The 25,497-nt window shown below is 35.4% G+C and carries 24 protein-coding genes; 10 read left to right on the top strand and 14 right to left on the bottom strand.

Annotated features, from left to right (window positions below; genetic code table 11):
* Nucleotide 1: 1 nt before the first annotated feature.
* From AB1278_RS15180 to AB1278_RS15160, 5 genes are all read left to right on the top strand, one after another.
* Entirely contained in the window at nt 2-3,556 is a 3,555-nt protein-coding gene (locus tag AB1278_RS15180) for a DUF6443 domain-containing protein (RefSeq protein ID WP_227941656.1), read from the top strand.
* Between the two features lies 1 nt (nt 3,557).
* Nucleotides 3,558-4,358, top strand: coding sequence for a hypothetical protein (locus tag AB1278_RS15175; RefSeq protein ID WP_227941655.1), 801 nt, complete (start codon nt 3,558-3,560; stop codon nt 4,356-4,358).
* Nucleotides 4,359-4,721: 363 nt separating this feature from the next.
* Nucleotides 4,722-5,231: a hypothetical protein gene (locus tag AB1278_RS15170; RefSeq protein WP_227941654.1), complete on the top strand. Its 510-nt coding sequence runs from the start codon at nt 4,722-4,724 to the stop codon at nt 5,229-5,231.
* A gap of 23 nt (nt 5,232-5,254) precedes the next feature.
* On the top strand, nt 5,255-5,806 hold the full coding sequence (locus AB1278_RS15165) for a DUF922 domain-containing protein (RefSeq protein ID WP_227941653.1): 552 nt from the start codon (nt 5,255-5,257) through the stop codon (nt 5,804-5,806).
* A gap of 261 nt (nt 5,807-6,067) precedes the next feature.
* The gene (locus AB1278_RS15160) at nt 6,068-7,234 is read left to right on the top strand and encodes a hypothetical protein (RefSeq protein WP_429815425.1); all 1,167 of its coding nucleotides are present in this window, start codon (nt 6,068-6,070) and stop codon (nt 7,232-7,234) included.
* A gap of 589 nt (nt 7,235-7,823) precedes the next feature.
* On the opposite strand, the gene AB1278_RS15155 is transcribed toward AB1278_RS15160, so the two are convergent.
* Together AB1278_RS15155 and AB1278_RS15150 are read right to left on the bottom strand one after the other, a co-directional pair.
* On the bottom strand, nt 7,824-8,918 hold the full coding sequence (locus AB1278_RS15155) for a hypothetical protein (RefSeq protein ID WP_429815422.1): 1,095 nt from the start codon (nt 8,916-8,918) through the stop codon (nt 7,824-7,826).
* Nucleotide 8,919: 1 nt separating this feature from the next.
* The gene (locus AB1278_RS15150; protein WP_227941650.1) at nt 8,920-9,738 is read right to left on the bottom strand and encodes an RNA polymerase sigma factor; all 819 of its coding nucleotides are present in this window, start codon (nt 9,736-9,738) and stop codon (nt 8,920-8,922) included.
* A gap of 365 nt (nt 9,739-10,103) precedes the next feature.
* Here AB1278_RS15150 and AB1278_RS15145 point away from each other — a divergent pair, with 365 nt between their 5' ends.
* Nucleotides 10,104-10,328 carry a helix-turn-helix domain-containing protein gene (locus AB1278_RS15145; protein WP_227941649.1) on the top strand — a complete coding sequence of 75 codons (225 nt, stop codon included), beginning with the start codon at nt 10,104-10,106 and terminating at the stop codon, nt 10,326-10,328.
* A 474-nt stretch (nt 10,329-10,802) separates the two neighbouring features.
* Here AB1278_RS15145 and AB1278_RS15140 read toward each other — a convergent pair whose 3' ends face one another.
* Nucleotides 10,803-11,783: a sterol desaturase family protein gene (locus tag AB1278_RS15140; RefSeq protein ID WP_429815418.1), complete on the bottom strand. Its 981-nt coding sequence runs from the start codon at nt 11,781-11,783 to the stop codon at nt 10,803-10,805.
* Nucleotides 11,784-11,793: 10 nt separating this feature from the next.
* Entirely contained in the window at nt 11,794-12,366 is a 573-nt protein-coding gene (locus AB1278_RS15135; RefSeq protein ID WP_429817365.1) for a lysoplasmalogenase, read from the bottom strand.
* A gap of 569 nt (nt 12,367-12,935) precedes the next feature.
* On the opposite strand from AB1278_RS15135, the gene AB1278_RS15130 reads away from it, so the two are divergent.
* Nucleotides 12,936-13,388, top strand: coding sequence for an Hsp20/alpha crystallin family protein (locus AB1278_RS15130; RefSeq protein ID WP_202843791.1), 453 nt, complete (start codon nt 12,936-12,938; stop codon nt 13,386-13,388).
* A 136-nt stretch (nt 13,389-13,524) separates the two neighbouring features.
* On the opposite strand, the gene AB1278_RS15125 is transcribed toward AB1278_RS15130, so the two are convergent.
* Nucleotides 13,525-14,313 carry a PhzF family phenazine biosynthesis protein gene (locus AB1278_RS15125; protein ID WP_343643021.1) on the bottom strand — a complete coding sequence of 263 codons (789 nt, stop codon included), beginning with the start codon at nt 14,311-14,313 and terminating at the stop codon, nt 13,525-13,527.
* A 327-nt stretch (nt 14,314-14,640) separates the two neighbouring features.
* Here AB1278_RS15125 and AB1278_RS15120 point away from each other — a divergent pair, with 327 nt between their 5' ends.
* On the top strand, nt 14,641-15,933 hold the full coding sequence (locus AB1278_RS15120; protein ID WP_343643019.1) for a hypothetical protein: 1,293 nt from the start codon (nt 14,641-14,643) through the stop codon (nt 15,931-15,933).
* Between the two features lie 55 nt (nt 15,934-15,988).
* Here the strand turns inward: AB1278_RS15120 and arsB are convergent, their stop codons facing one another.
* From arsB to AB1278_RS15085, 7 genes are all read right to left on the bottom strand, one after another.
* A complete protein-coding gene (arsB, locus tag AB1278_RS15115) occupies nt 15,989-17,020 on the bottom strand; it encodes an ACR3 family arsenite efflux transporter (RefSeq protein ID WP_343643017.1) in 1,032 nt (343 codons plus the stop codon).
* Nucleotides 17,021-17,022: 2 nt separating this feature from the next.
* On the bottom strand, nt 17,023-17,634 hold the full coding sequence (locus AB1278_RS15110) for a low molecular weight phosphatase family protein (protein ID WP_137904255.1): 612 nt from the start codon (nt 17,632-17,634) through the stop codon (nt 17,023-17,025).
* Nucleotides 17,635-17,646: 12 nt separating this feature from the next.
* The gene (locus AB1278_RS15105; protein WP_110009676.1) at nt 17,647-18,120 is read right to left on the bottom strand and encodes a DUF6428 family protein; all 474 of its coding nucleotides are present in this window, start codon (nt 18,118-18,120) and stop codon (nt 17,647-17,649) included.
* 75 nt (nt 18,121-18,195) lie between these two features.
* The gene (locus AB1278_RS15100) at nt 18,196-18,525 is read right to left on the bottom strand and encodes an ArsR/SmtB family transcription factor (protein ID WP_110009677.1); all 330 of its coding nucleotides are present in this window, start codon (nt 18,523-18,525) and stop codon (nt 18,196-18,198) included.
* 184 nt (nt 18,526-18,709) lie between these two features.
* Nucleotides 18,710-19,651 carry a 3',5'-cyclic-nucleotide phosphodiesterase gene (locus AB1278_RS15095; RefSeq protein ID WP_429815410.1) on the bottom strand — a complete coding sequence of 314 codons (942 nt, stop codon included), beginning with the start codon at nt 19,649-19,651 and terminating at the stop codon, nt 18,710-18,712.
* Nucleotides 19,652-19,777: 126 nt separating this feature from the next.
* Nucleotides 19,778-20,899, bottom strand: coding sequence for an agmatine deiminase family protein (locus AB1278_RS15090; protein WP_343643009.1), 1,122 nt, complete (start codon nt 20,897-20,899; stop codon nt 19,778-19,780).
* 69 nt (nt 20,900-20,968) lie between these two features.
* Nucleotides 20,969-21,793 (bottom strand): AraC family transcriptional regulator, encoded by an 825-nt coding sequence (locus AB1278_RS15085; RefSeq protein WP_343643007.1) that lies wholly within the window; start codon nt 21,791-21,793, stop codon nt 20,969-20,971.
* A 163-nt stretch (nt 21,794-21,956) separates the two neighbouring features.
* On the opposite strand from AB1278_RS15085, the gene AB1278_RS15080 reads away from it, so the two are divergent.
* Both AB1278_RS15080 and AB1278_RS15075 read left to right on the top strand, forming a co-directional pair.
* Entirely contained in the window at nt 21,957-22,205 is a 249-nt protein-coding gene (locus AB1278_RS15080) for an FUSC family protein (protein WP_110009680.1), read from the top strand.
* Nucleotides 22,205-22,612, top strand: coding sequence for a YybH family protein (locus AB1278_RS15075; RefSeq protein ID WP_110009681.1), 408 nt, complete (start codon nt 22,205-22,207; stop codon nt 22,610-22,612). Before AB1278_RS15080 ends, AB1278_RS15075 begins: the two co-directional genes overlap by 1 nt.
* Before the next feature lie 71 nt (nt 22,613-22,683).
* Here AB1278_RS15075 and AB1278_RS15070 read toward each other — a convergent pair whose 3' ends face one another.
* Entirely contained in the window at nt 22,684-24,138 is a 1,455-nt protein-coding gene (locus AB1278_RS15070) for a sigma 54-interacting transcriptional regulator (protein ID WP_343643003.1), read from the bottom strand.
* Nucleotides 24,139-24,199: 61 nt separating this feature from the next.
* Nucleotides 24,200-25,339 carry a vWA domain-containing protein gene (locus AB1278_RS15065; protein ID WP_202843170.1) on the bottom strand — a complete coding sequence of 380 codons (1,140 nt, stop codon included), beginning with the start codon at nt 25,337-25,339 and terminating at the stop codon, nt 24,200-24,202.
* Nucleotides 25,340-25,497 lie beyond the last annotated feature (158 nt).

Here is a 25,497-nt window from a genome sequence, read left to right as displayed (position 1 = left end):
GATGAAAAAAATAAAAATTCAGATAGGAGTATTACTCCTATCCAACTTAACATATGCCCAGCTCACTACACTTCCTAATACTGAAAATTATGTTCAGTCCAAAACTTATCTGGACTATAATGGTACTTCAGTTATAAAATCTTCAGAAACTGTACAGTATTTTGACGGTTTGGGAAGACCCAAACAAATCGTCAATGTAAAGGCCTCTCCGCTAGGACGAGATGTTGTTACTCCCATCAAATACGATGCGTTCGGAAGACAGGTTCAGGACTACCTTCCTGTTCCCCAGGGGGGAACTCTCAATGGAGCCATTACTCCTGATCCATTATCAAATGTAAGCAGTACCCCTTATGGAACAGAGAAAATCTATTCAGAGAAGATTCTTGAGAATTCACCCTTAGACCGTATTTTAAGCCAGAAACAAGTTGGAAACGCTTGGGGTAATAAGCCTGTACAATTTGGATATGATGCCAATGCAGATGGTGAGGTTAAAAAATACACTGCCACTTTTAGCTATACCAATTTTGAATCAAAACTAATATTATCAGGCTCCTATGGAATAGGGCAGTTGTATAAAAATACGGTTACTGATGAAGACGGCAACTCAACCATTGAGTTCAAAAATGGACAAGGCCAGGTTGTATTGGTCAGAAAAGTAATCAGTGCTACAGAAAATGCTGATACCTACTATGTTTACAATGATTATAACCAACTGTCTTATGTGATTCCTCCCAAAGCTTCAGTACAAGCAGATCCCAATACTGTTCTTAATAATTTATGTTACCAGTATAAATATGATGGGAGAAACCGCCTGGTAGAAAAGAAACTTCCCGGCAAAGGCTGGGAATATATGGTGTATAATAAAGCTGATCAGCTTATCCTGACCCAGGATACAGTTCTTAAAGATAAAGGGCAATGGCTCTTTACTAAATATGATCAGTTTGGAAGAACCGTTTACACGGGAATCACAAATAATCCTGCCAGCAGGGCGTCAATGCAAAACAGTATTAATGCCAATGCTAATTTATATGAAACCAGGACTGCTACAGCAGGATGGACCTTAAATGGCATGCCCGTATATTATACTAAACTTTCGACTCCTACCGGTGTTACTCAGGTCTTAAGTGTTAATTATTATGATAACTATCCTGTATATAGTTTTAATCCGGCATTCCCTTCAACGATCCAGGGAGAACCTGTACTTTCCGGAACGCCTACAGCGGATGGAAGAAGTACTAAAGGACTTCCTGTGATGAGCTTTGTAAAGAATATTGAAGATGATAACTGGACAAAAAACTACACTTATTATGATCAAAAGGGGAGGGTTATTGGAACTCATTCCATCAATCATTTAGGAGGCTATACCAGAGCAGAATCTGAGCTGGATTTTACAGGAACACCCAAGAAAACAATTACGAATCATAAGAGATTAGCCAGTGAGCCGGGAGTTACTATTACGGAACGTTTTGAATACGATAATCAGAACAGATTATTGGTTCATAAGCATCAGGTAGATGATAACCCAGAACAGATTCTTACAGAAAACAGTTATAATGAACTAGCTCAACTTACCAACAAAAAAGTAGGGAATAATCTGCAAAGTATTGATTATACCTATAATATAAGAGGGTGGATGACGGATATTAATAAAGGACAGATGTCAGCTCCTGATTTAGGCGGAAAATTATTTTCCTATAAAATCAAATACAATGAAATGACAGGGATAGAAAATCCCGATTCGACTTTGTTTTCTGGTAAAAACGTAAAGCCAAAGTACAACGGGAATATTGCAGAAGTTGACTGGAGAGCCGTAGAATCTATAGGAGCCAATCCGCCTTTGGAGCCTAAAAGATATGGTTATGCATATGATGCCTTGAACAGATTGACAGCAGGATATTATCAAAACCCTATGAATCGTTATAGTAAAGAGCATACAGAATCCTTGACCTATGATCTGAATGGAAATATTACAAACCTTTACAGAACTTCTGCGGTAGAAGGAAATAATACAGCTGCTACCGTCATTGATGAGCTGGAATATATTTATGGACCCAATAATCTAACCAATCAGGTATCTGTGATTAAAGACCATAAGAACAATCCTTCAGGATATGAGGGTGGAGGAGGAACGATTCAGTATGATATCAATGGAAATATGTGGCAGATGCCGGATAAAAACATCACCAAAATCACCTACAACCATCTGAACATGCCCAATAGAATAGAGTATGGAACTTTAGGGCTTTCGGGAATGCATAATTACCTGTACCGAGCAGATGGAGTTAAGATTCAGAAAAAACTTCCCAAAAGTGAATGTGGGATTATCAATTGTTATACGATAACCGGTATCACAGATTACCTTGATGGATTTCAATATTATCATAATGAATCCGATAACAACGGTGGAGGTGGTATTGATGAACTCCGTATGATCTCCGAAAAGTTGAAATATGCTTATGAACAGCAGGCTTACAGTGTAGAAAATGGAATTGTTACCGCGGAGAACCAGCAATTGAATACTCCTTTAGGAATAACAACAGTTAAGACTCCTCAGCTTATGTTTTTTCCTACGGCAGAAGGATTTTATGATTACGGGAAAGATCAGTATATTTACCAATATAAGGATCATTTGGGAAATACAAGGATAAGTTTCGCCAGAAACAGCGCAGGAGCTCTTGAAGTCACAGATTCTAATGATTATTATCCATTTGGGATGAACCATCTGAAGACTGGAAATGCGTTCTTTGGATCTGGTAGTTATAAGAATTACAAGTATCAAGGACAAGAGCTGCAGGAGACTGGTTTTTATAGTTTTAAGTGGAGAAATTACATGCCGGATGTAGGAAGGTTCTTTAATATAGATCCGCTCGCAGAAGAATATCCCACATGGGCTCCTTATGTATTTAGCGGAAATAGAGTTATTGATTCTAGAGAACTTGAAGGACTAGAACCATATTCTGTACATAAATCATATCAAGAAGCTTCAGAAAACTTTGGAAGTCAGTATAATAATATGTCAATCAGGATGAATGGAGAAATTGGCACTAGATTTTATAAAGGTACAAACTCTAATGGAACTTATTATTCATATACGAAGCCTATATCAGCTGGTCCAAACTCAGGAGCTGTAAATTCTAATCTTGCCGATGATCCTCCAAAAGGTACAGTTCAGGTTGGAATAGGACATACACATGGCGAGGGTGATGAAGTAGATTTAGGTAATGGTTATTATAGTCCTGGACAAGATAGACCTTCGGATTATGGCTCAGAAATGGGAGATATTTCAGAATCCATAAAGGCATCTAAAGAAAATCCAAATTTTGAAGGTGATATAGTAATAACTCCAGGAGGTTATGGATTTATATATGGACCTGGAACGAAAAATGGCACAGATGTAAATAAAATGAGACCAGATTTTAATAACATGCCAAAAGATCCAAATTTAAAGAAAAATCCAACTAATAAGAATACTGAAAAAATAACACCTGTTATACTTCCAACTGGAGAAACAGAAGATAATTATATTCAACAACCAAAAAATAACTATAACCCTTAAAATGAAAAAGCAAATTATAATATTATTGTTAAGCTTTTTTTTCATAAATATATATGGGAAAAGCGTTGCTGTCAAACACACAACTAAAAATATAACTGTTCATATATCTTGCTTTTCTTATAGAGAAGAGATCAATAACGGGATTATAATTGGTGAATACGCAAAAGAGTTGTCCAAAAAGTATAATTATACAGATTCTATAGAAATCTTTCTTGAAATGATCCCAAGCAAGCAAACTGAATATTCTTTTCTTCCTAAAAAAAATATTTTTTTACATGTGCAAGCTAATAAGTTTAACTTATTAGAAAACCTTAAACTCATCGAATTTGCTATCCTAAATAAAAATAAAATTTGTAGCAAAATAGATTTTAACAAAATATTAAAAAGTTCAAACTCTAATCAAATAGATGATGTATTAATGTTATTAATTGAACGACCGAATAAAGTTAAGCAATTAGAGAATACTTCTGATTTTTCTTATTATATTCAAAACAATCAATATTATATTTATAAAAAAACAACTAAAGAAATATTATTTAATAGTCCTACTGTTTATCTATTTAAAACAATAGCATATTCAAGACCTTTAATCTTTATTAGCAATCATGAGTTTTATTATAAAAACTTAAATGGCGAGCTAAAATTCATGTCGTTTAGCAATGAGAATATATTATCTGAAGATAATTATCCACTTAAAGAATTTAATTATTTTGTTTTATTTAGTGTAGCGGGGAAAAGGAATAATAATTTAGCTATATTAAACTTAGAAAAGGATAAATTAATTGACAATTTAGAATGGTAAATTTATAAGTACCTCCCCCCTACCGCACGGTTGTATCCTGGGGCAGATAGTAAGTAACCTCATAAAATATGAGGTTACTTACAACTATAAGTACCAAGGATAAGAATTGCAAGATACTTGTTTCTATGGTTTTAAGTGGCGGAATTATATGCCGGATATAGGCAGGTTCTTTAATATTGATCCTTTGGCGGAAAAATTCCCTTATAACAGTACATATGCATTTGCAGAAAACAGAGTTGTTGACGGCAGAGAATTGGAAGGCTTAGAATGGGTATCAAGTAGAAACTTAGAAACCAAGACTGCAATTTACATCTTACATATAAGCCTGCAAATAATACCGTAGGAGTTCTTTCTAATGCACAAATGTCTGCATTACTTCAAGATCGTGAAGCTCAAATTGTATCATCCTTTGGAGAGAAAGATTCTGCTGGAAATCAAGTTAATATTACTTTCAGTCAGAGTGACAAATCTACTATGATCTGGGAATATAATACTGGTTATGATAAAAATAATGTTGATGATTTTAAAGGACAGAGTCAAGAGTTCTTTGATAATGCTACATATTTTACTAATGGAATGACAGATACTAATAACAATATACAGACAAATAGAACTCAGATTAATGTTTTTACTACAGAAGGACTTGGTGCTGATGAAAAAACAGGTCAATTAGCTTTTAATAATAAAAATATATCTGCTGTTGCTAAAACAGGTGCTCATGAAACAGGTCATACATTAGGAATAAAACATAATGATAAAACAACTTTAAAATCCTCTCCAGATAATTTAATGCGAGAAGGAGGTCCAGGTAAGAAAATAACTCCAGAACAAGGAACTAATGCTATTAAATTAGTAGAAGAACAACAACATTAGATCGTAAATTAAAATATAATAATGTGATGTATAAACTTTTTATTGTTTTTTTATTAAGTTCTCAAACTTTATTAAGTCAAGCAATTCAATGGTCAACGGATCGGAAGTTGGATTTTAAAGATTTTGCTCCTCCTACACATGAGGAAGATAATAGTACAGGTGCAGAATCATATATTGGAATAGATTATAAAATTGTTTCTAATTCCATATGGACTGGTAAGATCAAAATAAAAATAGATGCGATATTTTATCCTGAAAAATCATGGGTTAATAAAAAATATATTGCTAATAGTCATATCCTGAATCATGAACAAAAGCATTTTGACATTGCTCATGTATTTGCTGATAAACTTCAAAATATTATAAATAGCCAAATTAAAGGCACAAAAGATTATAATGATAATTTTCAAAAATTATACGACGAGAATTTTGTTGAGTATAGTGCTTTTCAGGTTAGGTATGACTTAGAGACTGAACATGGCGCAAATTTGGAACAGCAAAATAAATATAATGATATTATTGAGAGTATGGTAAATGATACATTAAATGAAAAAGAACATAAGAACAGAAAGTAAGGAAATAACAATAACCCTGGAGATCCTTTGAAAATATAAATTTTCAATTGGGTCCGAATTATTCTCTGTAAGAGAATAAAATAACACCCTTTATTTAGTATTTTATCTCAATACTCCGTTTGATGTCAATTTCATTTTTCACTAATACATAAATCCGTATCGATTAGATATGGATTTATTTTATAAAGCCAATGAGTGAAAATCGAAGTCCAATAAGTCTTATTATCTAATGATAGTGATAATGTGATCTATTTTATTGCTGTGAAAACATCTATCAATTTTAAGGCAGTCAAAACAGATTCCGAAGCGCACAATTTCAGAAGAAAAACCTTCGATTATATAAAAAAGGATCTTACCGGAAAAAATGAGTATTGGGTAGGAGATAAAATTTCAGATAGGCTTAAGTTAATAGAAACGTATTGCAAGGAAAAGTCTGGAAGAAAGTTACAGAAAAATGCATTGCCAATTCGTGAAGCTGTAGTTGTAATTAAAGAAAATACAACGATGCAGGATTTGCATAAGCTTTCTAAAAGGCTTGAAGAAGAACTAAAAATAAGAATTTTCCAAATTGCCATTCATAGGGATGAAGGACATTATGATAAAGATTCTAAAGAATGGAAGCCCAATTACCATGCTCATTTAGTAGCCGACTGGCAGGATTTAGAAACTGGAAAAACATTGAAGCATCAATCCTTTCACTATTCAAAAATGCAGGATATTACGGCTGAATGTCTTGAAATGGATAGAGGTGTTTCAGGTTCTAAAGGACGACTTGAAGCCATAGAATTTAAAATTCAAAAAAAAGAAGAAGAATTTTTGTTGCTAAACAACAAAATAACTGAAATGAAAGCAACGCTCAATTCTAAAAAGTTTGAAGATCTTATCGTAAAAGAAGATGACTTTCTAGGCTTTAGTAAGATCAAAACAGATAAAACGATTGAAAACTACGAGAGAGCTTTTAAATCATATAATACAGAACTGCTTAAAAATAAAGAAACTCTTCAATCCAAAACTAAAATAATTACTGAGCTTCAACAAAAGAATATTGAGTTAACCAAAGAAGTTTCACTATTACAAAACAAGCTGTCCACTATTCTGTCTAATACCACAGCGTATACAAATGAAAAGGACATTTATTTCGATTCAGTGAAAGATACGATTATAAAGGCCATACGGTTTGAAAAATTTAAACAGCCCAAATTATTCGATACTACCAAAGAGAAAGTCATATCAATAGTTGATCGTATTTGTAAAAAAGCTTCTGAAGAGAATAATATTCCTTTTTCATCACTGGAGGAGATTTTTAAAAATCCTGACAGCAGCTTAGAAATTTTTTCGTTATTGAATTTTGATAATCATGGAACAAAGTATAACACCGAAGATATTCAGGTTCAACAAAAAAGGAAAAAGATAAAGAGGTCACAGTAGAACTGTGTAAAAATTCATAAAAGAAAACGAAGGTATTGTTTCAGATTTTTAAAAGACAAGTTCAAGTCCAAAGGTTATGCTAAAAAATCTCCACCTTGCAGGTCGTATTTTTCATCATAAACTTGCTTTTTAAAATCTTTCATAATGAATTTTGTGCTTTCTTTTTTTCCTTTTTCTTTTGAAAAATATAATTAATCGTCAGAATTAGGGTAAGAACTCCAAAATTTTCAATGGAAAAAACAATTAAACGACTATTAAAATTGGAAATATATTTGTTTTTAGATCCTTTTAGAATATTTATTACAGCATTAATAATTTAGCCAGATAACTCTATTTTGTTCAGTTAAAAAATTATATTTCGTTTCTTCCTTTTTGAGAAAGAAATTTCTTCTGATTGAGTCAAGAGCTAAAGCCTCTTGTTTTATTCAAAACTTTATTGTAAAGCGTTTTGTGTTTTTCTCTTATATATTTTCTGTTCAATATTACAAGTAAAAAAAGAACCCACGCCGTTGTATATACTATTATGTATTTAGTGAGAGTTCATAACCTCACCCTACGGGTTTACAAGCACCCTCGTTATTTTTTTTAGCTATCCAATGATTAATTCGATACCAGCTTTTTCTGCTTTATATTTTATTTTGGTCTGTAATTCATAATAACTCCAGTTGCGAAGCACAAATTCCTGTTCTTTTGCGATACCAATTTTGTCCTCTTGATTTTTAAGAATTAGTGTGCCCGCCTGTTGCTGGATGCAGAAATCGATAAGTTTCCGGCTGTACACATGAAGTCGATGACTTACATATCGGCTCTCCAAATTTTCAGTTTTATACAATGCCTTTTGTTTGCGTTTAGCTCCTTTTCCAGAGCGCGCATAGGCAATACTGGATTGAATTCTCTTTTGACTTGCCTGAATGGCAAGCCTGCGATATAAAAACTCTTCTTTTGTGCCAATATTGATTCGTACATTGCCAGTTTTTGCAACTATTGGATGTTCCAGAGACAAGGAAGCCTCAGCGATGATTTCGGGTTTTAAATGATTCTCTTCTTTTTCAAATTCAAATACTGCAAGCCAATAGATTTTCCCGACTTTCAGCTGTATCTGTGATGTGCAAAGTTTTATTTCTCCCCTTAAAAGACGTTCCATTACTAAGCGCTTATCGGAGAAGTCTCTCCCTAAATATGTTTTAACGGGAATAGCAAACATGTTGAAACAAAACGCTTTCTTGTCAGGATCATACTTCATTTTGCTGATACATTTAACCGGAAGCGGAATGGGGATGTCTCTTTTATAGTTTCTAAGTGATTTTAAGCCCTGCCAGTAGTCGGCTTTGTTTTTAGAAAAAGTAGATTGAATGGTGTTATTAAGACTTCCCAGAATATCGGTCGGGACCTCTCCTTTAAAATGGTCAAATACCATACGTGCCGTTGTGTTTGTTTTCGAACGTGTAAATATTCCCAATTGATCTTTGTTTGCATCGGCCAGCTTATATTGGATTTTTTCTGTGAGGTAAAAGAAATCCTTAATCATTTCCTGAACATACAGATGGGAAACGATTAAATTAGCCGCTCGGAAACAGCGGTTCTGATAACGGTAGAGTTTTTCCCACATCTCTTTTTTTTCATTACTTGGAACGTCGATCAATAGCTGAATTTTTCGGGTAAGTGTAATCGTTGATTTTTCCATTTCAAAAAGGGATTTGAGAGGTATTTCGATTTTGTAGAAATTGATAAGCATATAGAAATTCCCGGTGGACCTGCTTTTCAGAAAGTTTGAGTTCCTTGGCAATTACTATGAAAGAAGATTTTTGTTCAACCCTCCTTTTTAATATCTCTAGCTGTTGACTACTAAGTTTATCTGGCTGCTCTTCATTACCGGAAGCTTTTTTCTGTGGCTCGAAAGACGTTCCTTTAATGATTTTCCGCAGATCATCTATGGCTCTGTTAACTTCGTTGCTTATATCTTTCACACTGCTTCCCATTGCTTCTGCAATTGGTTTATACCGGAAGCCATATTCAAGGCATAGTTTGATTAGCTGTCTTCTTTTGGGGTTTATCACCTTTAAAACCTTATTAACTTCATCAAAATCTTTTTGAGCGGATTCCTGACGTAGAAGATGTTCCTTGTCTTGCAGAGGATCATATCCGACAAGGTAATCCTGATAATTCTCAAAACTTTCAAGTGAAGCCGTTAAGCGAGCGAATTTATTTTTTGGAGCATTGAAATACGATATACAGTCTCTTTTCAAAACAAACCGTAAAAAGCCAAGAATATGATTCGGGGTTTCAATGGAATCACGGTGTAGCCAAAGTTTGAGAAATGTATCCTGAACAAGTGTTTCTACTACAAAATCATCCTCAAGCATTTGTCTTCCGAGCCACAAAAGAAGTCTTTTATATCGTAAATAAATATGTTCTAAAGAGGTTGGATTACCTTTTTTCAGCAGTTCATATAGCTGGTTATCATTTAACATGCGGGGCAATGGTAATGAATCTGTACTTTTCATAAGCAGTGTATTAGCTGAATTATTGCTGGAAGGAACTGCTTAGATAAAAAGAATTCACTACATCTTGCTCAAAAGAAAAGGCGTGGAACTCAACTTATTGACTAGAGGTACTGGTATACCCGTGTACGATAAGAGAGCCCACGCCGCGGTCGTGAGCTAATTTACTTATCTTCTCGTACACATAAAATTACCAGTTTTCTAGTCGAGAATCTAAGCAATAGCTTCGATTATTTTTTTGAAGTATTGCAAAGTTACCATTATTGTAACTTATTTAGCAAATATAAAACATTTTTCTTTATGTAGGTTAATTCGACTACAATAATTTATTTAGATTTTATCATTTTTTCTATTCAAAGTTAACTGCGATGGATAAATTAGAATTTAGAATAGCATTTGGTAAAAGAGTTGAGAAGTTTAGAAAAAAGTTGAGTTTGAGTTATAGAGAGTTGGCTCAGAAATGTGATGTAGATCATAGTAATATTAGTAAAATAGAAAAAGGGGAAGTAGATCTTAGAATTTCTACTATTCAAGAGTTAGCCAAAGGACTAGATGTGCATCCACAGGAGCTATTTGATTTTAAATTAAAATAAAAAAACTACTCTTAAACAATTTTTTAAATAAATAAATGAATGAAATACTAATGACAATTGGTATTTTATTGTCTTATAAATGTAATGAGAGTATTTTAAGTATTAAATCAGATCAGAGAACTAAATTTTACTTTGTGATGTAGCTCATAGATACTGAATAGGGAAGGGCTTGCTGATGGAGCATTGCTTGAAAATTCTGGTCACAATTAAAAAATGATTCTATGACAAATACATTAATAATAGATTTTTTATATTTGTAATTCGAAACTAAAGAGTTCTTTAGTCAAGATTTAAGATTTTGCAGAATATAAATATAGAGTTGTGTCAAATTCGTGGCAATTGTCTGGATTGTATTTTAATTATTCCATATTCAGATAGTTTTTGTTGCCAAGTTCGAATCCCTCACTCTCCGCTTAGGGGACGTTTATTTATTAACGTCTCCTTTTTTTATGTCCTAAATGGCTTGATTTCCGGTCAATTCATCTTTTCTTCTAATTCCCGCTTCAAAGTAGAAATCCGCTCATCTTTATCGTTATGATGCCAGCCCGGAGCATTGAATATATACCCCAGTTTCGCTTTCCATGTCGGTGCATTCCGGACATCCTTTATCATATTTCCAAACTCATCAAAGACGATATGAAAAACATTATAAGTATGAATATTATGATAGATTCCGTAATCCGTCGTTTTCTTTTCTTCCGCTTTGTATGTGCCGAAAAGATGATCCCAAATCATCAGAATGCCCCCATAATTATTATCTAAATCCTCAATTTTTCGGGAATGATGCACCCGATGGTTGGATGGAGAATTGAATACTTTATCGAACCACCCTAATTTTCCAATAGCATTGGTATGCGGCCAAAATTGAAAAATCAGGTTAAATTGATGCATCATAGCCACCATAATAGGATGAAAACCAATCATGATAAAAGGGATATACCAAATGTCCCGATATATAATTTCAAACCATCCCTGACGCAATGCAATAGCAAGACTCAAATGAGTAGCCGAATGATGATTGACATGACCTGTCCAGAACAATCTGATTTTATGACTCAACCGATGATGCCAGTAAAAGCCAAAGTCCTGAACAATCATAACCAATAACCAAAGCCACCAGTGATCTGCATGCCATTGTAAAGTGAAGAATTTATTGAAATCTTTGATCCCGAAAATATCAGTAAGCCTAAAATGATTGTAAATCCAAAAAAAGTAGGATAATGAAATAGCTTTCATCCCAAAGTCTAACATTACTGCCCCTATCCCCAATCCGATACTCGATACATTATCTTTGATGAGTCTTTTTGTGAATACTTTTTGAGGAATCTGATACAAAAATATTTCCCCTACTATCAACAAGATAAACACAGGAATAAAATAAGTAACAGGATCAGTAAAATCCAATGGACAGAATAGGGCAATACTATGAAAAAACCGGTTATCTTTTCTTTTCATAAGTCTTCTTTTATCGGATAATTCTGTTCTTTTTTTCAATACCAACCACTCCCAGCACCAACATCAATTGGGCTAAAACATAAGTAATCATCACAACAAGTTCTTTCCCAATACTACGCTGGACAAACATATTAATGGCTAATACGGAATCTGATATTACAAACAAAACAGCTCCCAGGATTAATAATAAAGAATAAGTTCTGATACTAAAATACAGCATCGTAGCAATGGTAATTCCATAAATCACCACGGGTATTTTCATTTCGTTTAAATAAGGAAATATATAGTAAATAAATGAGCCTAAATAAAGCAAAACAAAGGGAAGCCAAATCCAGACATTTTTCTTTTTAATCCTTAAAAAATAAACGATGTAACAAATATGAGCCAACAAAAAGCTTCCCAAACCGGGCATAAATCCCCATCCAAATAACAAAAACACATCACCCAAAAAGCTCAGAATTAATCCAGATAAAAACCATTTGTTGATCAGACATACGTTTTGCTTAGAATAAGTAAAATAAAACCAGATAATAATAGGTAACAACAGTGGCTTGGTAAAAAACCGCCAGGAACTATGATCCATAGCAATAAATACTAAATCAAATGCAAAAACAATGGACAGAAGAACTAATAACAATTTGATATTGAAAGATTTTATCATGGTATTATTTTATTGCAATTCTTTAATTATCTTTTTCTTGTTACAATATGGATATATCTCAGGTTTGTACCAAGTTATTCTATATGTGACACTTATCTAATATTGTTAAATTACAAATAAAATGAAGATAAAGTACTTTTGAAATATAAAAATACAATGCATCACACTTTAATTTATTTTCTATTTTAGAAATAGACTATTATTAGAAATATTATTTAAGTTTATGCAGTTTAATCATATCTTTTCCAAAGTAATTTTCGAATTTTTTGAAAAAATTCTTCCTCTTTGAACTTTAGGGTTGCATGACTACTATTAAAAGTGGTGAATGTTCTCAGGATCAGTGTTTTGTGTCAGAAATTCTGAAAAAATGACAGAAAACCGGAAAAAATTTCATTCGTACTCAAATGGTATTTTTTTTGTAAATTTTTATGTACAGCTGGCCAGCTGACGTGTTTTTTAATGATTGTTAAACTTAATTAAAAATGATTGCTATGAATAATCTAATAAGAAGAAACGGAAACAGCAACTTGGGCTTTTCAAGTGTCTTTGATGATTTTTTTGGTCGTGAACTTTTTAACTGGGGCAATAACAATTACTCATCTACCAGTACAACCGTACCATCGGTCAATATAAAGGAGAACGGAGAAGCTTATGAAGTTCAGGTTGCAGCACCAGGTATGGATAAAAATGATTTTCAGATCAGGCTGGATGGTAACCTGCTTACTATTTCATCAACGAAGGAAGATCGTAAAGAGACAAAAGATGAAAACTTCACACGAAGAGAATTCAGTTACCAATCTTTCCAGAGAAGTTTTGAGCTTCCAAAAGATGTTGTGGATCAGGATAATATTAATGCAAAATATGAAAATGGCCTTTTAATGTTAACCATCCCGAAAAAAGAAGATGCGAAGCAGAAACCACCAAGAATGATTGAAATATCATAGAAATAATTACAAAATTGGCTACCAAAAGAGTAGCCAATTTTTTTTATAATTTTTGAAAATGCAGATCAACTTAAATCTTTGAATCGAATGATTCAAGGTTTTTATTATTAATATTGCAGTATTGTATTCTCTTCTCTTACTCTACCCGGAAATGTCCGACAGAATATGTTTGGGCTTTCCCCGCCACAATGACCCTTTCTTTTTTGTTCTCACAATAGAGCTGTCCGCCTCTTTCAGAGATTTGACGGGCAAAAAGCTGATCTTTTCCTAACCTTGATGACCAGAAGGGAATAAGTGAACAGTGTGCAGAGCCGGTAACCGGATCTTCAAGAATGGAGGACTGCGGGGTAAAATACCTTGAAACAAAATCACTGTCGGTACCTTCCGATGTTACAATAACACCACCCGGATCAAGATTAATAAGATCAAAAACGGATCTTTCAATCCTGATATTTTTTACATCTTCTTCAGAATCGTATACCAGAACATAATCTCTTGCTTTGAAGACTTCTTTAGGCTGGATATTAAGTGATCTGGATATTGTATCCGGAAGAGTAGAGGCTTCGGGCATTCTGGACGGAAAATCCATATAATACATCCCATCTTTAACATCAACTGTCAGTTCGCCACTTTTGGTTTCAAAAATGATTCTATTGCGCTCATAATTTAAGATGGAAACAAGACAATGGGCAGTAGCCAGGGTAGCGTGGCCGCATAAATCCATCTCTATTTCAGGGGTAAACCATCTCAGGTGAATGCTATCACCGTTATCAATGAAAAAGGCGGTTTCTGCCACTGCATTTTCACGGGCTATTTTTAAAAGGATTTCATCGGGTAACCAGTTTTTTAATGGCACAACACATGCCGGATTTCCATGGAAAACAGATTCTGTAAAAGCATCTATCTGATATAATTCTAACTTCATTATTAATAAAAATTTCGTTCCCTATAAAGATAATCTATTTCTGAGATAAAGTCCTTATTTGTCTATAATTCCATACAACATTTAATGGTCTCTGATTTATTTTCTTATACAGATAAATATTTATTCCTTCGTTCTCCGGTTTGTAATAATTTTTCCACAACCGGATGGCCATTTTCTTACAGATGTTTTTTGGGCTGTAATTGTTCTTGATTGCTATAATTCATTATATTAGCTTTCTAAAGTATTTAATTTGCATTTATCATGTGCGTATTATTGTAGATGCAGCCATCTATTTTAGAGAAAAACTTAACCATAAAGAATTTAACCATGAAGCAGACTGTTGCTACAGCTTTCTTTTTCTTGTTTGTATTAGGTGTAAAAGCACAAACGCAATCTACTTCCCCTGATACAGTTTCTATTTTTTTCGATGAGTTAAAAACAGCTTCAAAGAAGAATATCGGACTTTGGAACAAAGATTTATATGGTCCTATGATTTTAATTGATCCGAAAACCAGGGAGCTTTTTGCCAATGAGCCGGATTTGGAGGGCATTCTGAAAGGTAACGGTACTACTTATTCTGGAATTTTACCTGCTGCTGTCAATATTGCCAATACCGCGGTCAATTGGGGTGGAAAAAGATGGGCAATGGCTATGCTCCCCCTTTCTGAAAATAAAGAAAACAGGATTAATCTTTTGGCTCATGAATCTTTTCATAGCATTCAGCCTTCATTGGGATTTACACTTAACAATGTGGAAAATAATCATCTGGATCAGAAGAAGGGCAGGATTTACCTGCGTCTCGAATTGGAAGCGCTAAAGCAGGCAATCCGCTCAAATTCAGAAAAAGAAATGAAGCAGCATCTCACCAGTGCCTTTACTTTTAGGAAATACAGGAATACACTTTACAAAGGTTCTGAAACAACAGAAAATCTGCTGGAACTGAATGAAGGAATTGCTGAGTTTACGGGGCTCATTGTGAGCGGCAGAAATAAAGAGCAGGCAAGGTCTTCTCTTTTGAATGGTATTGATGGTTTTATGAAAAATCCCACATTTGTACGTTCATTTGCTTATTATACAACACCTGTTTATGGATATTTGCTGTATCAAAAAGATCCGGACTGGAATAAAAAAATTGATGCAAAAACTAACTTGACCAGCTATTTCAGTAAAGCACTCGATATAAGAATTCAGGCTGACCTGCAAAAAGAAGTTAAGAAACGATCTGATCATTATAACGGACAATCAATTATAAAGGAGGAAACCGAAAGAGAAGAACAAACTAAGAGGCTTATTGCTGAATACAAGCTGAAATTCATTCAACAGCCTCATTTTGAAATCAAATTTGAAAAAATGAATGTTTCCTTTGATCCGAGAAATATTATGCCTGTAGAAGATCTAGGGACAGTATATCCCAATATCCGGATTACTGATTTGTGGGGTATTCTGACAATTGAAAACGGAGCATTAATGAGTCCAAACTGGGATAAAATTTCAATATCCAATCCAGTGAAAACTGAAAATAGAAAAGTGTCAGGTGACGGATGGACTCTTGAACTGAAGGATGGTTATACAATCACTAAAGATGAAGGCAGTGGAAATTATAAATTGAGTAAGAACTGATATCCATAAAAAAAGCATCACTGTTTCGGCGATGCTTCTTGTTTTGGTAATGAAATTAATGGTACCATTTCTTTTTCATAAATAAACTGGCTTTTACGAGAAGTATTAATACCGGAACCTCTACCAATGGACCAATCACCCCTACAAATGCCTGAGGCGAATGAATACCAAAGACTGAGATGGCCACAGCAATAGCCAGTTCAAAATTATTTCCGGTAGCAGTAAAGGCTATGGATGCATTTTTATCATAAGGAATTTTTAATGTTTTATTGATGATAAAACTTACAAAAAACATCAGAGCAAAATAGATTACCAAGGGGACTGCTACCTTAATGACATCCATTGGCAATTCCAGTATTTTAGAGCCTTTCAAACTAAACATGAGTACGATGGTAAATAACAGAGCGTACAATGTCACAGGAGAAATTTTAGGTGCAAATTTTCTGTTGTACCACTCAGCATCTTTTGATTTGATCAGGACATATCGGGTAAGAAAACCTGCAAGAAAAGGAATTCCAAGGTAGATCAATACACTTTCTGTGATATCCTGCATAGAAACACTCACATTAAAGCTTGCAAGACCTAACTGATCGGGAAGGACATTGATAAACAGCCATACCAGGAAGCTATAGGTGAATACCTGAAAGATACTGTTTAAAGCAACCAGCAATGCCGCATATTCTCTGTTTCCTTTAGCGAGGTCATTCCAGACAATCACCATAGCAATACATCTGGCCAGTCCAATGAGGATTAATCCGGACATATAATCAGGTTCATGTCTTAAAAAAAGAATAGCGAGAACAAACATCAGAACCGGACCAATAATCCAGTTGAGCAATAAAGAAATGCCGATTACTTTTTTATCCCTGAAAGCCAAGGGCAGGAGAGTATAATCAACCTTTGCCAGTGGCGGATACATCATCAGAATGAGACCGATGGCCAGAGGAATATTAGTGGTTCCAAGAGACTGTGAATTGATAATATCAGGTATAGCCGGGAAAAAATGCCCCAAAGCAATCCCTGTCCCCATAGCCAGAAAGATCCATAAGGTAAGATAACGGTCTAAGAATTTTAGTCTGGGCTGCATGATTATTTTTTGATTTTAGAAAAAACATACAACATTTCTTCTGCAATTTGTAAGCTTCTTTCAGTATATATTGCTGACTGTTCCGGTGTATTATCTGAAATCTTTGGATCTTCAAAGGTGATCGGAATTCTTTTTTCCGCACCAGGGATAAAAGGACATCCGTCATCTGCCTGCGAACAGGTCATAATTGCTGCAAAATCAGATACAGGATTGAACGGACTGTCATATTTTTTTGAAAAACCAATTACCGGAAGACTGTTGTCATCATATTTTACAGCATATACAGAATTGGTGGTCTCAGCAATGCTGAAAACCGAAAAGCCTTGTTTCGCCAGGACTTCCGCGACTTTAGGAAATAATGCCGTTGTTTCCGTGCCTCCGGAATAGCAGTGAACTTCCGGAATGGCAAACAAAGAAGCCGCTGTCTGTGCCCAAACTTGTGCCAGATGGCTCCGGCGTGAATTGTGGGTACAGATAAAATTCAGGTTGATTTCTTTGCGGTCATCCACCTTTTGCTGGATAAAACTGATCAAAGGCTCCAGAACTTCTTTTCTGTCGGCATCTATACTTTCCCATTTCAGAGATTGAATCGTGTTTAATAATTCCTGATACATAATTAATAAAAATTAACAGCAGCCGGATCCCGGAGTGCAGGCCGATGTTGGGGTTACAGATAGTTCAGACAGATTTTTCTTTTGTTTTTCGGAAGGAATTCCGCAGGCGTCCTGAGCAAGACATGCTGTTGTTTTGCTTTTCAGTACGAAGTTTTTTCCGTTAAATTCAAGGTCATATTTACCAATGGTTTCTCCCTGATATTCAACTTCAATTTCCGAGTCTTCTATTCCAAGCTTTTCTTCGGAAAGCTGAATGATATGAAGTAACTTTCCAGGTTTTAGACGATGTTCGTAATCATCAGCATCCCAAAGTTGAAAATTAACCACTTTTTCATTTCTGATGACCCCGCCGCAGTCGATGAAATTTTTTGTGATCTGACCCACTTCTGTTACGTGGAAATGTTCTGGAACAAAATTTCCGTTTTCTAATTGAAATTCAACATTTTCCAATGCAGGAAGAATTTCTTTGATTTCTGATAGTCTCATAGTAGATTAAAATTTAGTGTTATAATTTTGTAATGACATATTGCAATATTACGATGTTTGTGTTCAAAAAATGCCTTAACAGCATTGTTTTATAGTAACATCCTGATTAAAAAACAGGTTGAATTCATTCTGAAACTGTTTCCATGTACTTTCATTAATGCAGTAACATACAGACTTTCCTTCAATGGAACCTTTGATGATTCCTATATTCTTAAGCTCTTTTAAATGCTGCGAAATAGTGGCCTGTGCCAATCCTAGTTCTTCAACAAGATCATTACAGATACACGCTTTTTGATTAATGATGTACTGTAAAATAGCGATTCTTGCCGGATGTCCCAAAACTTTAAGCAGAGAAGCCAGCTTATTTTGTTCTTCAGTATAAAAGTCTGTTTTAGTAACTCCCATTGTTGTAATTTTATATTGCAATATTACGATGATAAATTAATATAACCATGAAAAAACTTATTAATTTCAGATAAATAAAATTAAATTATTGAATTTCAGTATATTAAAATTGTTTTGTTATGAATGATACAGTTGTAAATCAAAAAAGATGAAGCCTGTTTCCGCTTCATCTTTTAATTTATTGTTAGGGTAAACTAATTTTTTTACCCTGTTCCGGGAAGATATACCTCACTTTTAGAGGATTGTTCTCTAATAATTCCTTTTTGATCAATTCTGGATTATCACCTGTCGGCTTTCTATGAGTAACCACAATATTAAGGCCTTCAAGGCTGCTTTGTCCGGTCTTTTCTTTAAGTTTACTCAATTCCTCAGTCAGCAGATTAGGAGTAAGGTGTCCGAACAGCAGATGTTCCGGCTGGCTGTTAGGGAAGGAAACTTCAATTAATATCGTATTGAGCTGTTTTTTCTTAACAAGTGGAGCTGCTGCGTTCCAAAGTTGATCCAGGCGGTCAGATTTTTCTATACGATCAGCACCCGTATCTCCAAGATAAAGCAGATAGTGATCATCTCTTCTTACCAAGGCTGCACTGCTCTTATAAGGATTTACATGGCTTAGTTCGTAGCCGGTTATAAAAAAAGGGGTTTTTGGGGCGGGAATTTCACTTCCTTCCTGCAGTTCATTATAATGGTATTTTCCAAGGATAGGTTTTTGCCCCTGATCAGCAAAATTGATCCAGGTATCCGTGATAAAGTAGTGATTCTGAAGAATCTGAATCACAGGAGCTATCGCAAAAATATCTTTCTTCGAATCAGCCGGAGAATTGATGATGAGCCCTGATAAATGATCCAGGTGGCCATGAGATACAAAATATCCTTTGATCTGATCCTTCAAAACTGTTTCTGTAGTTCCTTCAAGGCTTTTCATTTCGATTGCTTTCCGGATTCCGGCATTTACCGTACCGGCATCAAGGCAGAGAAATGCATTGTCTTTCGGAGCGCCTACCAGATAGGCTGATAAATTGTCTTCCTGCTCACCACCATATATTCCTAAGGGAATTACATCAAAATTCTGTGCCTGGCAAACCATATTCAGAAGAACCAATAAAGAAAGTGCTGTTTTTTTCATAATACGTATAATAGAAAACCATCTTTTTCGGGATGGACAGGGCAAATTTACGCTATTTTTTTGACGACTGAAGCTGTCTATCAGTAAAGCCTGCTGAAATGAGCAGGCTTTATTCTTACGATTATTTTATTGAGGTTGTTGCTGGGTGACACAATGTACCATTCCGCCATTGGCAAATAAATTCCGGCAGTCTATACCAACCACCTGTTTGCCAGGATAAAGCTGTTGGATAATATTGTTGGCAACTGCATCGTTAGGGTCGTTATAATTAGGAACCAATACACGGTTATTCGCAATATAATAATTGATGTAAGAAGCACGCCCTACATTTTTTCCGTACGTAGTAATCACATCATTTCTTGTTAAAGGCACTTTTACAAACTGATATGGAGAACCGTTTTTCGCAGTAGCATCATACAGTTTATCAATATCTCCGTCCGGTACCTGCCAGTAGGCCAGATCATCAGGACTCATTGTAATAATGGTAGAAGAATTGGCAAACCGGGCAAAACCATCAATGTGCATATCGGTAATATCAAGACCGGCTTTTCCATTCAGCCAGATAAATTTGGTTACTCCTAGGTTTTTAGTAAATATAGCCTCTGCCTGTTGTTGCGTCATTCCCGGATTTCTGTTATTATTCAGGATAGAACTTTTACAAGCCATCAACACTCCGTTTCCGTCAATTTCCACACTTCCGCCTTCATTGATCATCACTGAGTTAAGATTGATTTTTGGTATATTGGTATCGGCTGCTATTTTAGAAGGTATTACGTTACATTTGCTGTAATCGGCTTTGTTTCCCCAACCGTTAAATCCCCAGTCCTGAATGAATAACTGCCCGTTCTGGTCTTTTACATAGATAGGACCATTGTCTCTTACCCAGAAGTCATCCGTTGGATAAATTTTGAAGTTGATATTGGTGAGGGAAACTCCAGCATTGTTGAGCAGGCCTATAATACGATTCTTTTCTGCACCATCATAAGCAATAATGTGAACTTTTTCACTTTGTACAAGTTCTTTGGTCATCGCTACCCAGGTGGCATCCAGTCTGTTGCGGTAAGTCACTCCATACTGATACTGATGAGGCCATTGAAGCCAGGTTCCTTCATGTGGAGCTGATTCTTCAGGCATTTTGTAAATAGCTGTTTCCGGATTTGCAGTGCCCGGAATTTCTGATAGCTCTGCAGCAGAACATGAAAATAAAAGAAGAGGTAATAAAGGGAACATAATTTTCTTTTTTTGCATAACTGATCTATTTTTAACAGGGCAAAATTAGATCAGCAAATGTTTTGAAAGTTGTCCTAAACTGACAACTTACTTCAAAGGTAATAAAATATAGGTCAGTTGTTTTTCCTGATCATCTTCGTTTTCAGCATGATTTTCATACTTTTCAATGATAGGAGTGTGTGAAAACTCAAGACCTGAATTGAAAATCCAGCGTGAATAGATCTTCGTATACGTGTCGTCTATTGTTTCGTAGCTTCCATGATGGGTAAAACGGGCATATTTACCTCCGAATATCATTTTTGAAGGTAGCTTTTTATTTCCGGACTGAACGGATGAGCATGCATCATAGCGGCAGTTGATTTCTGTTTTTATTAATGGTTCATCGGCTATAACTCCAAAATATTCTATCCCGGGGTCAGGAAAATCATTTTCCATGAACTTTTCCCACAGCACTTCAATCTCTTCATTGTTATAACAGGTGTTAATGCTCTGATAATATACCTGGACAGGTTTCAGATAAACAATTTCGGGTTCCAGCAAGACCTCTGAGGTAACAGGAATGATGGCATCTCCACAAAGAAGTTGTTCCTTACTTTGCTTTGCAGCTTTAGGAGAAATCCCAAAATGTTGTTTAAAAGCTTTGGAAAAGGAAGCGATATTGGCAAAACCAACTTCAAGGGCAATGGAGGTAAGATTTTCCTGGGTATAAAGAATGCGTTTATAGGCATTTTCTACTTTTAATCTTTGCTGGAAAGCACCTATTGTCTCCCCACAGCTGTACTTGAAAATGCGCTGGATATTCCGGTAAGAATAATGAGAAATGTCTTCCAGTTCCTTTACAGAAACAGGCTGGTCGTAATTCTTCTCCATAAAATTGATAACTCTGTAAATACAATTCAGGTTGTCTTCCATAAGCATTGAAATTTTTCCGAAACTGGTGTTATGAAATAAATTACAAATAAAAGAAATAAAAAAAATATCTTGACAATATTGTAATTTAGCTTTCGGTAAAAATAGATTTTAAAAAAATGAATTTTACCGCTCTAAAACGAAAAACCAAGAAATACTATTAAATATGGAAAAAGATTTGTCAGAATTAACGGATCAGGAGTTGATAGAGAAAAAAAGAACTATTGAAGCCAGAAATGTTGTGAATGCTATCATCCTGGGAGTATTGGCTGGAATTGCTATTTATAGTACCATAACCAAAGGGATCAGTTTCACTACTTTTTTACCGATACTTCTTGCTTTTTTTGTGGCCAACAGCTGGAATAAAGGTAAGAAAGGCTTGAAAAGGGAAATGGACTCCAGAAATGTGAAGTAATGCAGGAATTTAACAGAAAAACAGAAACTGGTGCTGTAGCCTATTTTCGGCATTGCATCAGAAACGGAGATGTAAAAGGAGCATTAAGTTGTTTTCATCCAGAAGCAGTCTACATAGACCGCGATGGAAGAGAGTGGAGAGGGTTTGAGCAGATAGAAAGGGCAATGAATGAGATTTGCCGCTTACAACTGGATATTCAAGGTGAAACTCCACATATCACTGTTGTAAATGATCTGGCGATGTGGCAGGATCAGTGGGAAATAACGGGAACTGCTCCGGATGGGCATTCTATTCATATGACAGGCAATACTTCCTGTATCATGAAAAGAAATGAAGAAGGAGAGTGGCTATGGTTGGTTGACAATCCTTTCGGTTCTGCTGTGCTTAAAAATGACAATCTGGTATAAAGTCTTTCAGAAACAAATAAAAAACCTTCAGATGAACTGAAGGTTTTACTTTTATATTATTTTACTGATTTTTAGTTACGTAAGAATTGGCCAATCCCGGGAGAATCAAAAGTGAATGCATTCTGATTTTCAGATTTGTCAATTTTATTGCTGATCGTTAATGCCCAAAGCACCAGTTCTTTGCAGAAGTTCTGATCTTCTTTGCTCAATTCGGAAGCATTTTCTTCCACTACAGTTGTCAGAGGTTCTATCTTATCAAGTTTAGCATAGAATTCTTCATCTGTATCATTGTAATTAAGTTCTAAATGATTTTTGTTGAACCACCTGATCAGGTCAGTGTACGGTGTTTTGATCCCTTCTTTTTCCAGTTTTGAAATACGTGGGAACAGGCTTTCAAATTGGGTAATTACGGCTTTATCAATTAAGATTTTGGCTACGTAATCAGCACCTTCCTGTTCACCTTCATAGACCAGTTCGATTTTCCCTGTGATTGATGGAATGATCGACATGAAGTCAAGCAGACGTACAGTAGTTCTCTCTGCTCCGGATTCAATTAAACGTAATTTGGCTGCTGCCATTAAATTTTCCATAGCACTGATGGTAAGACGGGCACTGACACCACTTTTCGCATCCACATATTCGCTGATACGGGCTGCAAAAGCAACTTCTTCCAGGAGATCTTTCGCCAGATCAGGAATCTGGATCTGTGCTTTATCTTCAGCAGAAATCAATGCTTCCTGTTCTGTAATTTGTCTTGCAAGAGCGATAGTTTTTGGATAATGGGTGAAAATCTGAGACCCGATCCTGTCTTTCAGCGGTGTTACAATACTTCCTCTGTTGGTATAGTCTTCCGGATTGGCTGTGAAAACAAACTGAATATCAAGCGGCATTCTCAGCTGGAATCCACGGATCTGAATATCTCCTTCCTGTAAAATATTAAACAGGGAAACCTGGATTCTGGCCTGCAGATCCGGCAATTCATTTAAAACAAAAATAGAACGGTTGGCACGTGGAATCATTCCGTAATGTAAAACACGTTCATCGGAATAGGGTAGTTTCAAGGTAGCTGCTTTAATAGGGTCTATATCACCAATTAAATCTGCAACATTCACATCGGGAGTAGCCAGTTTTTCGTAGAAACGATGAGAACGGTGTACCCACGAAATTGGAGTTTCATCTCCTAATTCAGCAAGCAGATCTTTGGCAAACTTTGAAATGGGATGAAACGGGCTGTCATTGATTTCAGACCCTTTTACGATAGGCATATATTCATCAAGAAGATTTACCATGCTTCTTGCAATCCTGGTTTTTGCCTGGCCGCGCAGTCCCAGTAAATTGATGTGGTGTCCGGCAAGAATTGCCTTTTTCAGTTGGGGAACAACAGTGTCTTCATAGCCCCAAAGCCCTTCAAATACAGGTTCTTTAGATTTAATTCTGGCAATCAGATTGGCCTGGATTTCCTCATTAATCGTTTTGTGAGTATAACCGGATTTTTTTAATTCTTTGAATGTAATATCGTTTTTCATTGTCTTGTAATACTATTTATCTGATGAGATTTTTATTTTTAAATAATGTAAAATCTGATCTTTATATTCTTCTTATTCTGTTTTTTTCGTAATCTTCAAAAATCATCTGCCCTAATCCTGATAGTCCGGTCAGGAAGGCCTTTCCTTTATTCTGGGCTGTAAACTCTTCCACAAACTGACGCAGATAAGGATCCTGGGCAATCATGAAAGTCGTGATAGGAATTTTCAGTTTTCTTGCCTGTGCTGCTCTGTTGAAACACTGGTTGACAATTTTTTCATCCAGCCCAAAGCTATTCATATAAAACTCACCGCTGGGCAACTGAATACAGCTGGGTTTTCCGTCGGTGATCATAAAAATCTGCTTGTTGGTATTTCTTTTTCTGCGAAGGATATCCATGGCGAGTTCCAGACCTGCTACGGTATTGGTATGATAAGGACCAACTTTTAAATAGGGAAGGTCTTTGATCTTAATGGGCCATGCCTCGTTTCCAAAAACAATAATATCAATGGAATCTTTAGGATATTTTCTTTTAATCAATTCCACGAGTGCCATGGCTACTTTTTTGGCCGGAGTAATCCTGTCTTCACCATATAAAATCATTGAATGGCTGATATCAATCATCAGAACAGTACTCATCTGTGCCTTATGCTTGGTTTCCTCTACGATCAGATCATCTTCTGTGAGACGAAGGTCTGAGATTCCGTTGTTGATCTGTGCATTCTTTAAACTTTCGGTCATGTTCACAGCAGCAAGATCATCCCCGTATTGGAAAGAACGGTTTTCACCATCACGTTCATCTCCGATTCCTGTTTTATGGGTACGGTGATTTCCGGCTCCGTTTTTCTTCAGTTTACCAAAGATCTGATCCAACGCATATTCACGAAGGGCAGCTTCCAGTTTAGGGGTTAATATATTTTTACCTTTTCCACTTCCCGTATTGCCTTTTTCAGGGTCTTCTTCCCTGATATAACCTCGTTTTTTCAAATCCTCTTCAAAATCCTGAAGGGTATACTCATCATTGAAAATATCATATTCCTGATCAAGCATGTCCAGCCAGTCGAAGGCTTCTTCAATATCTCCGGAGGTATGGGTAAGCAGATCTTTGAAAACATCAAAGACACGCTCAAAATGTGATAATTCCTCCGGCACATGTTTGCTGAATATCAAGCCTTTTCCGGGATTGAAATTTTTATCTGTCATAAGATGATAAAGCGGTTTTTGCAGTTAATTGCTTTTGAACATTTCAGAGAATTCGGTGAATGGTCTGAAGTATTCTTTAATTCCTTTCAAACTGAAAAGTTAGGAAAATATCACCTCATGATTCCCTTAGAAAAATAGAAAATACTAATGATTATAAT

The organism is Chryseobacterium sp. NRRL B-14798, from assembly GCF_050470705.1.
Classification (GTDB): Bacteria; Bacteroidota; Bacteroidia; order Flavobacteriales; family Weeksellaceae; genus Chryseobacterium; species Chryseobacterium cupriresistens.
This window is presented reverse-complemented; position numbering and strand designations above follow the sequence as displayed.